General features: G+C 40.0%; 12 protein-coding genes. 7 read left to right on the forward strand and 5 right to left on the reverse strand.

Annotation, left to right across the window (positions count from 1 at the left end; translation table 11 throughout):
- Positions 1-53: 53 nt before the first annotated feature.
- Entirely contained in the window at positions 54-323 is a 270-nt protein-coding gene (rpsO, locus tag AABJ44_RS09560; RefSeq protein WP_074640118.1) for a 30S ribosomal protein S15, read from the reverse strand.
- A gap of 235 nt (positions 324-558) precedes the next feature.
- Here rpsO and AABJ44_RS09565 point away from each other — a divergent pair, with 235 nt between their 5' ends.
- The gene (locus AABJ44_RS09565) at positions 559-2,229 is read left to right on the forward strand and encodes a putative bifunctional diguanylate cyclase/phosphodiesterase (protein ID WP_338368706.1); all 1,671 of its coding nucleotides are present in this window, start codon (positions 559-561) and stop codon (positions 2,227-2,229) included.
- On the opposite strand, the gene AABJ44_RS09570 is transcribed toward AABJ44_RS09565, so the two are convergent.
- Positions 2,230-2,991 (reverse strand): FAD synthetase family protein, encoded by a 762-nt coding sequence (locus tag AABJ44_RS09570; protein ID WP_338368709.1) that lies wholly within the window; start codon positions 2,989-2,991, stop codon positions 2,230-2,232.
- A gap of 98 nt (positions 2,992-3,089) precedes the next feature.
- On the opposite strand from AABJ44_RS09570, the gene AABJ44_RS09575 reads away from it, so the two are divergent.
- A complete protein-coding gene (locus AABJ44_RS09575; RefSeq protein ID WP_074640113.1) occupies positions 3,090-4,115 on the forward strand; it encodes a branched-chain amino acid aminotransferase in 1,026 nt (341 codons plus the stop codon).
- A gap of 58 nt (positions 4,116-4,173) precedes the next feature.
- Here AABJ44_RS09575 and AABJ44_RS09580 read toward each other — a convergent pair whose 3' ends face one another.
- Both AABJ44_RS09580 and AABJ44_RS09585 read right to left on the reverse strand, forming a co-directional pair.
- The gene (locus tag AABJ44_RS09580) at positions 4,174-5,844 is read right to left on the reverse strand and encodes a hypothetical protein (protein WP_338368718.1); all 1,671 of its coding nucleotides are present in this window, start codon (positions 5,842-5,844) and stop codon (positions 4,174-4,176) included.
- Between the two features lie 14 nt (positions 5,845-5,858).
- The gene (locus AABJ44_RS09585; RefSeq protein WP_074640110.1) at positions 5,859-6,365 is read right to left on the reverse strand and encodes a hypothetical protein; all 507 of its coding nucleotides are present in this window, start codon (positions 6,363-6,365) and stop codon (positions 5,859-5,861) included.
- Between the two features lie 127 nt (positions 6,366-6,492).
- Between AABJ44_RS09585 and AABJ44_RS09590 the strand changes: the two genes are divergently transcribed.
- From AABJ44_RS09590 to AABJ44_RS09610, 5 genes are read left to right on the forward strand one after another with little or no spacing between them, the layout of a single operon-like run.
- Positions 6,493-8,010, forward strand: coding sequence for a polysaccharide biosynthesis protein (locus AABJ44_RS09590; protein ID WP_338368720.1), 1,518 nt, complete (start codon positions 6,493-6,495; stop codon positions 8,008-8,010).
- Positions 8,011-8,019: 9 nt separating this feature from the next.
- Positions 8,020-9,261, forward strand: coding sequence for a DegT/DnrJ/EryC1/StrS family aminotransferase (locus tag AABJ44_RS09595; RefSeq protein WP_338368723.1), 1,242 nt, complete (start codon positions 8,020-8,022; stop codon positions 9,259-9,261).
- The gene (locus tag AABJ44_RS09600) at positions 9,261-11,567 is read left to right on the forward strand and encodes a molybdopterin cofactor-binding domain-containing protein (RefSeq protein WP_338368724.1); all 2,307 of its coding nucleotides are present in this window, start codon (positions 9,261-9,263) and stop codon (positions 11,565-11,567) included. The genes AABJ44_RS09595 and AABJ44_RS09600 overlap by 1 nt, the downstream gene beginning before the upstream one ends.
- Positions 11,564-12,040, forward strand: a complete 477-nt coding sequence (locus AABJ44_RS09605) for a (2Fe-2S)-binding protein (RefSeq protein ID WP_074640104.1) — start codon at positions 11,564-11,566, stop codon at positions 12,038-12,040. The genes AABJ44_RS09600 and AABJ44_RS09605 overlap by 4 nt, the downstream gene beginning before the upstream one ends.
- 26 nt (positions 12,041-12,066) lie before the next feature.
- The gene (locus AABJ44_RS09610; RefSeq protein WP_074640102.1) at positions 12,067-12,864 is read left to right on the forward strand and encodes an FAD binding domain-containing protein; all 798 of its coding nucleotides are present in this window, start codon (positions 12,067-12,069) and stop codon (positions 12,862-12,864) included.
- Between the two features lie 20 nt (positions 12,865-12,884).
- Here AABJ44_RS09610 and queA read toward each other — a convergent pair whose 3' ends face one another.
- Positions 12,885-13,958, reverse strand: coding sequence for a tRNA preQ1(34) S-adenosylmethionine ribosyltransferase-isomerase QueA (queA, locus tag AABJ44_RS09615; RefSeq protein WP_338368729.1), 1,074 nt, complete (start codon positions 13,956-13,958; stop codon positions 12,885-12,887).
- Between the last annotated feature and the right edge of the window lies 1 nt (position 13,959).

The raw sequence follows: 13,959 nt of genomic DNA on the forward strand, positions 1-13,959 counted from the left end.
GCTGATCCTGAAACAAGTTCAGGATGACATTCAGCATGACACGAAGGTAAAAACTACTTTCTGAGTCCGAGCTCTTTAATGAATGCACGGTAACCCTCGAGGTCTGTGCGTTCGTAGTAACGGAGCATCTTGCGGCGCTGTCCTACAACCTTGAGGAGAGCACGTTTTGCATTAGCGTCCTTTGGGAACTGCTTGTTGTGCTCTGTGAGCTGCTGAACACGCTGTGTCATGATAGCGATCTGAACCTTTACATTACCTGTATCAGTTTCTTTTGCGCCGTACTTCTTTACTGTTGCTGAAGTAGCTTCTTTTGTAAGTGCCATATTGGAACCCCTGAAAAATTATATGATTTCCAGCCAGGCCGGAAACTCTGTCTGAGCGGAAGTTCTGCAGGTCAAATCCTGGGTTTCTAGGAAGTAATCACAGAACATTCGTAAAACAGATTTTATTATTTTATTGGAAATGAATAATTTAATCAACATATTCGATTTTAATTTACATCAGCTTTTTATTGTCTTATACTTTTAGTATTGCTTTTTAATATTTTTGGAGAACTGGATGAAGTATTTGACTCGAAAAAATCTGCGGCTTTTGATTTTATCACTTTTAGGAATCGGGTGTATCATTGCACTTAGATATTCGGGAAAAAATCCAGCACCGTTCTTCCAGTTTTTATCATTAAAAATCCCTTCCAATACTAAAAATGGAATTATTTCTGGTTCATTATCGCTTATCTGCTTTCTTCTTGTTTTTACAGATTATAAAAAAGGATTTAGAATCGGTCTTGCACTTAATTTAATTTCCGGAGCAAATCTACTTTTTGGAATGATTATGAGCAATTCCATTATATCTATGCCGGGCCTGGTAACCAGCATAGTATCACTGGTAACCCTCGTAACTTTTTATTCTTTCTACAGACGACTTGCAGTAAGTAACCTTACAGACTATATTACATCACAAGGAAACCGCCGAAGCTATGTAAAAGAAATCAATGAACATATAGAAGCAAAAAAATCCTTTACCCTGGCTTGTATTGAACTTGAAGATTTTAAACATACAAATGATGTATATGGTATTCAGACTGGAGACTACCTGATTAAAAAGACAGCAGAAAAACTTTCTTCTATATTAGATAAGAAAGATAAGATGTTCCGTATTACAGGTTCAAAACTGGCTATTCTTTTTGAACCAGGAGAATCTCCAGAAGAACGGCTGAAAAGTGTAATAATTCCGGAAACTATTATTGTTCCATCTGAAGATGAAACTTTAACCGAAACAACCTGTAATATTTCTTTAGGAGCTGGTGTAGTTTATTCTCACCCTCCATACAATTATAAAAACACAGCCTCTTCTATTCTGAGAAATGCTGAAACAGCTCTTGCTGCTACCCGTAACCTGGCCGATAACAGAATCTGTATTTTTAATGAAAATATGGAAAACAATGATGCAAAACAGCGTGAAGCAGAATTCCTTGTAAAAGAAGGTCTTAAAAATAATTATTTTTATCTTGTATATCAGCCTCAGTTTACAACTGCAGAAAAAAAACTTCGCGGCTTTGAAACTTTAATCCGCTGCAGAAAACCTGATTGCTCTATTGTCAGTCCTGTAGACTTTATTCCTGCCGCAGAAAAATCAAATCTTATTATGAAGATTGATGATTTTGTGCTTCAAACTGCCATGAGGGAATTTAAACCTGTGCTAGAAAACAATGAAAAAGAATTGATTATTTCTATAAATATATCTGCTAAAACCATGGGCAGCAAAGACTTTGTAAGCAGACTAAAATCTTTTATTGATGAAATTCAGTTCCCTACAGATAGTCTTGAACTGGAAATTACTGAATACTCTTTCTTTGAATCTTTAGAAACAACCATTTCAAATATCAAGCAGCTTCGGGAAATGGGAGTACATATTGCACTTGATGATTTTGGTACCGGTTATACTTCTATCAAAACCCTTATGACACTTCCTATCAATATTCTTAAGATTGATAAGAGTCTTATTGATGATATTGAAACAAGTCAGAGCATGCGTGATGTTGTAGACTCTGTTATTTACATGGGACATGTTATGAATTGCGAAGTTGTATCTGAAGGTGTTGAAAAAGAATCTCAAATTGATATTTTGAATGAACATAAATGCGACTTTATTCAGGGCTTTATCTGGGGTAAGCCTATTGATTTTGAAGAAGCAAAGACTATGTGCAATCAGGAAGAGTTTGGGATATAATTATATAAACTTTACGGAATTACAGTCCGGGAGTCCTACAATCTTTCCATCTTTTATTTCCAGTCGGACAAGCTCCCCTTTTTCATTTTCGGTACGATAAAGACCATCCGGTGGAAGCAGCTGAGAACAATTTGAATCACGTTTAAAAGCTGCAACATCAAGTTCAAAAGGCCTTTCCAAAAGTTCCTGAGCAGTTGTAAAAAAGCCTCGGCTGAGCATTGTTCTGATATAAGATGAACTTATGCGTTCTTCTTCATCAGTTCCTTCTCTAAAATATACAGGATCTACAAAAATTGTCTCAACATTATTTTTTTCTGCCCAGTAACGGATAGCCTGAGCATCGGTTGCCCCCTTAAAGCCGCAGCGGAAATCAATACCTTCTGCCAGAAGCTCCATATTGCAAACATTTAACAGAATATTCAGATAATCAGCACCCATCATACAGGCAAAAGAATCATCAAAATCTACTATAATAACAAAATCAATTCCCAAGTCTTCAAAAAGTTTAAGACGCTGGTTCAGTGTTGTGATATCGCCCTTATAATCGCTGCTATGTTTTATACCTGGCAGCGGGCGTGAAAATGTAACAACTCCGGCAGAAAGCCCCTTAGAACGGCATGCCTCAATAAGAGCTGAAAGCAGTTTTCTGTGTCCCTTATGAAGCCCGTCAAAACATCCCGTAGAAAGGCCAGTTTTTGGGAACTCAGCAGAAGATTCTCCGTTCAAAATTGCTAAAATATCATTCCATGTGTAGATTTTCATATATTTATAATATAACACTTTACTAATAAATAAAATAGTTATATAATATTTAGTGTAAATAAACTTCTTTAGTATTTCTAAAGTTTTGGAGGCTAATAATGGCAACTAAAAAATTGGACTGGGGCAACTTGCCTTTCGGCTACATGGAGACTTCTAAAAGTTATGTAGCAAACTGGAAAAACGGTGAATGGGATGAAGGAAAACTCACTTCTGACCATACAATCAAAATCAATGAATGTGCCGGCGTATTGCAGTACGCACAGACCTGTTTTGAAGGCCTTAAAGCATATACAACTGAACACGGCGATATCGTAACATTCCGCCCTGATTTAAACGCTGAGCGTATGGAAAACTCTTGTAAGCGTCTTGAGATGCCAGTTTTCCCAAAAGAGCGCTTTATTGAAGCTGTTCTTCAGACTATTGAAGCAAATAAGGATTGGGTTCCACCTTATGGAAGCGGTGCTACTCTTTACATTCGTCCATATATGTTCGGTTCAAGCGCAGTTATCGGTGTAAAACCAGCTGATGAATATCAGTTCCGCATTCTCGTAACTCCTGTTGGCCCATATTTCAAAGGCGGAGTTAAGCCTATTAAGGTTCGCCTTTCAGACCTCGATCGTGCAGCTCCTCACGGAACTGGTGATATTAAGGCTGGTTTGAACTATGCTATGTCTCTGCATAACATCGTAGACGCTCACAACAACGGCTATGCAGAAAATATGTATCTTGATCCTGCTACTCACACTTACCTCGAGGAAACAGGTGGAGCAAACATACTCTTCATCACAAAGGACGGAAAGCTTGTTACTCCAAAATCTGATTCTATTCTTCCTTCTATTACTCGCCGCTCACTTGTAATTGTTGCAAAAGAATACTTGAAGATGGAAGTTGAAGAACGTAAGATTAACAAAGATGAACTTGCAGACTTCGTAGAATGCGGTCTTTGTGGTACTGCAGCTGTAATTTCTCCAGTTGGCGAAATCGATGATCACGGAAAGCAGATTATCTACAACGAAGGAAAACAGGAAATGGGTCCAAAGTTGAAGGAAATCTATGATACTTTGACAGGTATTCAGATGGGTAGACTCCCTGCTCCTGAGGGATGGGTTTATACAATCAACTAAAATAAATTAAACTCTGTGAGAGACATAAAAAAACGGTGGCTAAGCCACCGTTTTTTGTTTAGCGTACCTTTCTTAAGAACGCATCTTTGAATCCATAGCTCTTAAATCTTTCAAGAACTACCTTATATTCATCCATAGTTACAGGTCCAACGAGAACCTGCTTTTTATTACCACCTGCCATTGGCACGATTGTAATCGGATAATTTGTTCCATACTTATTTATTACTTCAAGAATGTTATCATCAGAAGCATAAACTGCAATCTGAATATAATACTTTCCAGATTCAAGGTCTTTCAGGCTTGGAACCATGTACTTCTCATAAGAAGTTGCATCACCAGTTGAAAGTCTATTTTCTACAGGATTTACAGGAATAACAGGCGTAACAGCCTTTGTACTTTCAGAAGGAAGTGGTGTCAGAGTAATTGCTTCTTCAATTTCATCAATATCATTTTCAGCAATTAAGTCTTCAACTTCATCTTCTTCTGCTGGTGTTTCCGGAGGATTTGAATCTGCAGGAACAAGTACAATTGCTTCATATTCATCAGAATCAAGAGATTCTTCATCGAAGGCTTCTTCTGCAGGTGTTTCTTCCTCTGGTAATTCCTCAGGCAATTCTTCCGGTAACTCTTCTGTTATAGATTCCTCTTCAAATGCTTCTTCAGCTGGAGATTCTTCTTCTAATTCTTCTGCAGCAGGAACATCTTCTTCTGTAAACTCTTCAGCAGGAGTTTCTGCTTCTTCTGCAGGAAGTTCATCTAATCCTTCATCATCAAATGCTTCTTCTTCGGCTTTTTCTTCTTCTGCAAGAGCATCTAGAGTTTCTTCTGCATATTCTTCTGAAGCATCAGCTTCTTCAGTCTCTGCTAACTCTTCAGTTTCTTCTAATAGTTCTTCCTCAAGAGCTTCCTCATCAGGAGTTTCTTCTTCCTCTGCAGCTTCAGATTCCTCAGCTACAGCCTCTTCTTCAGCAGGTTCTTCTTCTGGGATTCCTTCATCATCAAAGGCTTCTTCTTCAAACGCTTCTGCTTCCTCTTCAGGTTCTTCAAAGTTTTCTTCAGATTCTTCAGTTTCCTCTGATTCTTCTAGAGTCAGGGCCTCTTCTTCAATAGCTTCAGATTCTTCCTCTTCAAAAGCTTCTTCTTCCACTGATTCTTCTGCTTCTTCAGCAAAATCAGCATTTTCTTCTGTTTCTGGTTCAGCTTCTTCCTGTTCAGCCTCTGCTTCTTCTTCCGAAGCTTCTTCTGCAGGAACTTCAGCTTCAGCTTCCTCTGTTTTATCATCAAAAGCATCTGAATTTTCTTCAGTGCTTATATTTTCAAAGTTTTCATCATCCCAGTCTTCAATCTCAGAAGCAGACTTAGAAATCACTGCGTTACCATAAACACGCTCATCCTGACCAGAACGCTTTGTAATCTTTACGATATTATTTGCGCCCTTATCAATTCCCATTGCATCAGCTGCTTCAGGAGAGAGCATAATTGCAACACCTTCAGAAGGGTCAAGTGCACCAATTACAAGCAGATCAACTGTTTTATCTCCTGCAATATTTGTTACACTGATTATATCACCCGGAAGGTAGCCTACAGTTTTAGCAAAAAGTCCCTGTGGGAAAACTCCTTCTTCAACAACTATAGCCCTTCCATCTAAAGAAGGACTGAATGATGCGAACATAAGACATCCTGCAGTTACTACAAGAATTCTGAAAATGTTTTTAATTTTATTTTTCATACCCCTACCCATCCTTAGGCTTTATATGCTCTTAATTCTTTACTTATCGCATTAACCAAATCTGATGAAATCTTCGCCAGATTATTTTTCTTTGTACGGTCAATTTTTATATTTTTCATTGATTTATCTGCAAACTTTTTTCCAGTCTTTACGGAAGTAATTGAAAAACCTATCTCACAAAGATCTGAACTTGCACTTAAAGTATCATCGTTGCGCTCATAATAAAGTCTTATCTGAATGAAGAAATCAGAATAACCATTAAAGGCATCGCCCTGACCGATTTTATAAAGCTTTTCATCCTGTGCGGCAGATTCAGAAATTGCTGCATCTGAATTAGTTACTATAAAACCGTACTCAAAGAAATTATTGAGCACTGAATCTTCTATTGTCATTGAATCTTCCGAAACGCAGTCCAGGCAATCGTCATGCTGAACAATCTGAAAAGAAATCTGATTGGCAAAGCACAGCGAAGTTCCGAAAAGCAGAACGGCTAATATACTAAGTCTTTTAAGTTTCCCCATGAAACACCCCGAATATTTATCGACTATCATTATTTTCATCGGAAAAAAAAAGAGTCGGGTTTAGAGTTTTTTTACAACGTTGCGAAATTAGCATGCATGTGGTAAAATATTCAAAAGGGTTGGGAAAATGGATAAACGTATCTACATCATCGGAGCTGGCTTTGCCGGTCAGACTATTGCCGATGATATCAAGCGAAAAAAGATATTTGGAAAAGTAAACGCCTTTATTGATGATAATAAGGAAATAATCGGTACCACAATTGATGGCATTCCGGTTCTTGGTCCTATCAGCGGCGTTACATCCATTCTTTCCAATTCAGATTTAGATGAAGCAATTATTGCAATTCCCTCTGCCCCAACCGAGCGAATCCGCGAAATCTACGAAACCCTTACAAAAAACGGCTTTAATCATATTAAGATTCTTCCTGGAATCAGCCAGGTAATAGAAGGAACTGCGCACCTTGTTCAAACCCGTGAAATTGATCCTCTGGATATTCTTGGACGAACTCCTGTAACAATTTCTCTAAAAGAAAGTCTGGGCTACCTTCGCGGTAAACGTGTATTTATTACAGGTGCCGGCGGCTCTATTGGTTCTGAACTTTCCCGCCAGCTTTTGAGCGGTGGTGCTGAACGACTTTATCTTTTTGGTCACGGCGAAAATTCAATCTGCAGTATTTACCGCGAACTCCGTCTTCTTCAGGCAGAAGGAGTTGGTGAAAAAGCAACTATTGTTCCTATTATTGGAGATATGCGTGACCGCGAGTACGTTGATTATATTATCCGTCAGACACGCTGTAATGTAATTTTCCATTGTGCAGCATACAAGCATGTTCCTATGATGGAAGAAAATCAGGTTGCTGCTGTTGAAAATAACGTATTCGGAACAAAAAATCTTCTGGACGCAGCACTAAAACATAAGGTAGACCGCTTTGTTTTGATTTCGACTGATAAAGCTGTTGCTCCTGTAAGCGTTTACGGTGTTTCAAAAATGCTGTGTGAAAAGCTTGTACTTGATGCGGCTAAAAAGACCGGAAAAACTGCAGACGGTAATGCACAGTCCTTTATGTTCGTACGTTTTGGTAATGTACTTGGAAGCCGCGGTTCAATTCTACCGCTTTTCCAGAATCAGATAAAAACCGGCGGCCCTATCACAGTTACAGATGATAAAATGGAACGCTTTTTTATGACAATTCCAGAAGCCTGTTCTCTTGTTTTACAGACTGGCGGTGTCGGAGAAAATGGAAAATCATATCTTCTTGATATGGGCGAACCTGTAAAAATCATAGACCTTGCAAAACAGATTATTAAGTTTTCCGGACTTGAACCATATAAGGATATTGATATTAAGATTGTGGGTGCACGCAAGGGAGAGAGGCTTATTGAACCGCTCTGGCTTAAAGAAGAAAATCCAACTCCAACAAAATACAAAAAACTTTTAAGACTGGATAATAAGGAATATGAAAGTGAACGTCTGGAACGATTACTCACTGAGCTCCGTCCGATTTGTTTCTGGACAGAAGGTCAGGAAGAAAAGTTCCGCGACAAGACACTTCTTGTAAAACTTTTGTGTGATGACTGCGAAAGTCTGCGAGACTTTTACGAAGAAATAAAAAATGACAATCAGCTGAGAACTGATTTATTATAGGACAGAAATATGGCAGAGATAAAGGTTCCGTTCCACAGAGCGGCTATTACAAAAGCAGAAGAAGATGCTGTACTTGATGTATTGCGCAGTGGCTGGCTAACTACCGGTCGTTATGCACTGGAGTTCGAAAAAAAGTTCAGTGCTGCTGTAAGCGGCGATGACTCTTCTAAGGGCCGTGCCCCTGTCATCTCCCTCGCCGTTAACTCAAACACAAGCGGAATGATTCTTGCAATGGAAGCCTGCGGCGTTCGCGAAGGTACTGCCGTAATCACAACACCTTATACCTTTGTTTCAACTGCAGCCTGCGCACGCCATCTTAACGCAGACGTTTTCTTTGCAGATGTTGAAAAAGATACCTACAGTATTGATCCGGATAAAATAGAAGAAATCTTAAAAAAAGACAGTCAACCGGGCGGTGTTGATGGAAAAGGTGCAAACCGGGTTCGCGCAATTGTCCCGGTTCACATAGCGGGCAACGTGTGCGACATGGCTCGCATTATGGAGCTGGCAAGAAAGTATTCAACACCGGAGCGCCGCATCCGAGTAATTGAAGACGCCGCACATTCATTCCCGTCCCCAACCGCCCTCGGTTATGCCGGCACTATTGGAGACGCCGGAGTCTTTTCATTTTACGTAACAAAGACAATCACAACAGCAGAAGGCGGAATGGTCTGTACGCGCGATCCCGACCTTGCCCGCCGTATGACAGTAATGCGCATGCACGGAATGGACCGCACAACCTGGGACCGCTACACAAGTCCAAGAGCCAGCTGGGAATATGACATTATTGCACCGGGCTACAAGTTCAATCTTCCGGATGTACTTGCCGCAATCGGCTGCTGCCAGGTCGACAGAGCACAGCTTTTTTATGAACAGAGAAAACGCATAGTAGAAAAATACAACAAGGCATTCAGCAGCCTCGACTTTATAAAACTTCCACCAGACGGAGAAGGAAATTCCTGGCACTTATACCTTATGCGCATAATTCCTGAAAAACTTAAAATCGGCCGTGACGAGTTCGCAAAAAAACTTCAGGAATCAGGACTTGGAATCTCCGTACACTTTATTCCAATTTTCCACTTCACCTACTGGAAAGAACTGTATCCGGATTTTACCGCTGAAAATTTTCCGAATGCAGAACATCAATATAATACTACAATTTCAATTCCTCTTTACCCGGATATGACCGATGAACAAGCCCAGCTTGTAATAGATACAGTAACTAAAATTGGAGTTGAAGTAAAGAAATAATGGCAGTAAAGAAGACAAATACGAAAACTAATTTACGTTCTCTTGAAGCCAAAGGCTTTTACAGTGATGTTGAAAAAGACGGTTGTCTTTATGCAGCACTCGTCCGCAGCCCTGCCCCAGCTGGAAAAATCAAAAGCATTACTGCGCCAGATTTACCGGAAGGTTATTTCTTATACACCAGCCGCGACATTCCCGGCACAAAAACTATTACTGCAAATAAAACAGTTACAAAAGTCTTTGGATATGGAAACGTTTCTTACAGTGGTGAACCGGTTGGAATTCTTTTTGGTCCTGATGAAGAAACCGTTTACAAACTTTTAGATACTGTAAATATTAACTTCGACGTTGAAAACCTCGAATCAGCGCTTCATAATGTAATCAATAATCAGACAGATGAAGCTTCGAACTTTAAGGAGTTCGTTGATCAGATTAACGAAATGCCTTCTCTTGATACGGTTATTGATAAATCTCATGTTGAAGAAAATCCAAATGTAATTGTCGCAACCCGCGAAATCAAATACGGTCTTTACGAAAGTCTTCCTCTGGCTCAGGCTGATACAAAGCTTTTTGAAAATGCCGATTACACCTCTACCGATACCTGGAAAGAAAAACTGCTTACTCCAAAATGGCAGGAAACAGAAGGAGCCTTTGCCTATACCGAAGGTGAAAAGATTCACGTATTTGCACCAAGCCGCTGGGCTTCGTTTACCCAGAAATCTGTAGCAGCCGCACTTAATATTGATGAAGCGAGTGTTTTCATTCATAAAACTAAATCAGCAGGAATCTATCCTTCAGGATTGGCACGCACTACACAGCTAGCAGTTCAGATTGCAGCGGCAGCATGGCTTTCTAAAAAGCCGGTAAAACTTATTCTTTCTCAAACTGAACAGGAAAGTTTTATGGTGCCTGGAGTTGTAACAGAAATTACTTATCGTTCGGCCCTTAATAAAGATGGCAGGCTTAAAGCACTTAAGATTTCTATTGATATTGACATCGGCTGTTCAAATCCTTTTGCTCAGGAAATCACAGACCGCATTGCAATTGCGGCAGCTAGTTATTATAAACCGGAAAATCTTTATATAAATGCAAAGGCACATACTTCAAAAAATCCGCCGACTTCAATTTCCATGCAGATTATTGAGTCGCAGGCTTTCTTTGCAATTGAAAATGAGATTCAGAAAATCAGTAATCTTTCCATGATTTTCCCGGATGAATTACGTCTTTTAAATGCTGAACCTCCAGTTCCAGCTCCAGAAGAAAAACCGAAGAAAACTAAAAAAACAACTGACAAGAAAACAAAGGCTGCTCCTGTTTCAACAGAATTTCCTTTTGACATTCCAACTGGAGATGTTCGCAGTGTTATTCAGACGGCCCTTTCTGAGAGTGATTTCAATAGAAAATACGCTTCGTTCCATATGGATGCGATTGACCGCGCAGAAAAAGACAGTAAGCCTTTCTTCGCTCTCCCGCTCCGTGGAATTGGAGTTGCAACAGCTTACATTCCTTCAGGCTATTCGGGCCAGACAAGTTTCAGTAATGATGCAAAAATTGAAGTGACTCTTAGTGCAGATGAAAAACTTGTAATTCATACTATAAAACCTTCTGATGTAATTCAGGATATCTGGAAAAACTCTGCCGCGGAGATTCTTCAGATTCCAAAGCAGAATATTCAGATTAATTCAGAATTCCCGTATAACGAATTACCTGAGGCCCCTGAGGATTCTTACAGCTCCATCAGTATTGTCAATGAGCTTGTAAAAAAGTGCTGTAATGATATTCAGAAAAAGCGATTTCATCAGCCGCTGCCGATTACTGCAAAACGCGGGGGGACGGCCGCCACGGCTAAGCCAAAATGGAATAAGGAGAAATTTTGCGGAACTCCTTTCTACACCACATCTTTTATAACTACTGTTGTTGAAGTAGAACTCGATACTTATACCTACAACGAAAAAATTAAGGGTATCTGGGTAACTGTAGATTGTGGAGAACTTTTTGATGAAGCAGCTGCGCGTAGAACAATCCGCCTTGAAATCCAGCAGGAACTGACAATGCTTGTAAAAGGAAAAACAGTTCCTTGTGATGCAATCAACATTAATTTTATTCAGTCAAATAACCGCTCCGGTCAGGTTGGAGGACTCATTCATAATTCACTTCCGGCAGCTTTCTCTTCTGCACTTTCACTTGCGCTTACAACGCAGCTTACAGAAATCCCTTGTACAGAAGACCTGCTTTTCCAGCTGATTCGTGACCGCACAAAAGAAAAAACTGAAACAAGAAAATCAGAAAATCAAGGAGCGTCTGAATGAAAATACCAGTAACCTTGAACGGAAATAAAATAATTCTCGATGCTCATGCAGATGAAACACTTATGAAAGTGCTTCACAAAAACGGCTGTACCTCAGTTAAGAGTGGCTGCAGCGGTGGATTCTGTGGAGCATGTACAATCTTACTTGATGACCGTCCTGTAGCTTCCTGCAAAATACCGGCAGGTATTGTACGCAACAGCGATATTGTAACCTTGGATTATTTTGTAAAAACAGAAGAATATATAACAATTATAAGCGGCTTCCAAAAGGCAGGAATTAAACTCTGCGGTTACTGTACTGCAGGAAAAGTTTTTTCTGCCTATCAGATTATGAAAATGCCGAAAATGCCAACCCGTCAGGAAATCACAGATTACGTAAAGGCACTCTCTCCTTGCTGCACAGACCTTGAAACTCTGGTAAATGGAATTATTTACGCAATTCAGATTTCAAATAAACGACAGAAGAGAACCTGATTCAGGCTGATACAAAGAGGGATTAAATGGGAAAGACAATATTATATGCAAAAAATGCAGCCGAACTCATAAAGATTCTCAGCAATAATCCGGGAACAAAGGTTGTCGGCGGCTGTACCAGAATAGAAACTCTTCCGGATAAATTTATTTCAACCCGTGGAATTAAAGATCTTTCCTATATCTCACGCCACGAACGTTACATAGATGTAGGACCTGGAACTACACTTTCAGAATTACTTGCAATCGGTCAGACTCATCTTCCTCCGATTTTATATGAAGCACTTACCTGTATTGCAAATCCTCTTATAAGAAATACAGCTACCATCGGTGGTAACATCTGTTCAGAAAATCACAAGCTTACATTGTTCGCACCATTGATGGCTTTAGACGCTAAACTGGAATTCAAAAATCAGACAGAAACAAGAACTGAAAACATCAGAAATTTTAAATCAATTCCAGATGGCTTTATTTTATCGAATATACGCATTCCGCTCGTTGATGCAGAACTTTCTATTTTCCGTCGAATCGGTCATGAACACTCAATTACACAACAGTCAGCTTCGTTCGCTTTCCTGGCCGACACAGAAAAGAACTCCCTGTTAAATGTTCATCTTGCCTTTGCAGGTCCGTTTACCTTCCACAGCAAGGAGTTCGAAAACTTTATGAGTGGCCGCCGACTTCCTCTTACCCAGCGCGACATCTCCCAACTGGAAGAAGCCGTTGCCGAACATTTCCAGAAAGCCGCCACCGACCAGATGATTACCGACGTTATGCGCCAGCAGTTCTTTAATCTTGCGCGTTATAGTTTTGAACAGTTGACTTAATTAAAATTTCTCACAGATTTTTATCGTATGAACATACAGTCGCCATACGAGAAGAAGCGATATCTATTGGCAACTGCAGTGTTATAGGCATTCAGAATGTGTTCACGGCCGGCAAAAGCTGACACCAACATAATCAGTGTACTCTCTGGAGTATGGAAGTTTGTAAACATCTTATCTACAACCTTAAACTTAAAGCCCGGGTACATAAAGATGCTTGTTGAATTTGTGCCGGCTCTAACCCATTCGTTATTGGCACCGACAACACCACCATCCTGTTCTATCTTCTGAGCAACACTTTCTAGAGTACGCACACTGGTAGTTCCCACCGCAAGAATTGGTCTTCCCTCTGCCTTTGCCTTGTTAATTGCATCAGCAGTTTCTTTAGGAACTGTATACCATTCTTCATGCATTTTATGATTTTCAATATTCTCTTCGCGGACAGGAAGGAATGTTCCAAGTCCTACATGAAGAGTTACAAAGCGGCGCTCAATTCCCTTTGCATCAAGACGGGCAAGCATTTCTTCTGTAAAGTGAAGGCCTGCTGTAGGACACGCAGCAGAACCGGTATCAGTAGCATAAACATTCTGATAGCGTTCAGAATCTTCTTCTGTATCGCCGCGCTTAATATATGGAGGAAGAGGAATATGACCGTTTCTTTCAAACCAGTCTTCATCTATTGCAAAATCAAATTTGAGGGCACGGAATTCTGTTCCGGCATTCCCTTCGTGTTCTACAATTTCTGCAACAGTTCCATCAGGAAATTTATAATGCATTCCAGGCTTCTGCTTTTTTGCAGACTTTACCATAGTATTCCAGATACAGCAGTCTTTATCGATTGTGTTGAGGAACATGAATTCAGTTTCACGGCCGGTAGTCTCTTTAATTCCATAAACGCGGGCGCGTCGTACACGGCTGTTATTAAAAATCATGAGTGTGCCCGACTCAATTAAATCTGGAAGGTCGTCCATCATGTGATGTTCTACTTCGCCGGTAGCACGATTCAAAAGCATAAGTTTATCCTTCCCGCGCACTCCACTCGGATGCTGCGCAATCAAATCTTCAGGCAGGTCAAAATTAAAATCTGATGTTAACATA

The organism is Treponema bryantii (assembly GCF_036492245.1).
Classification (GTDB): domain Bacteria; phylum Spirochaetota; class Spirochaetia; order Treponematales; family Treponemataceae; genus Treponema_D; species Treponema_D bryantii_C.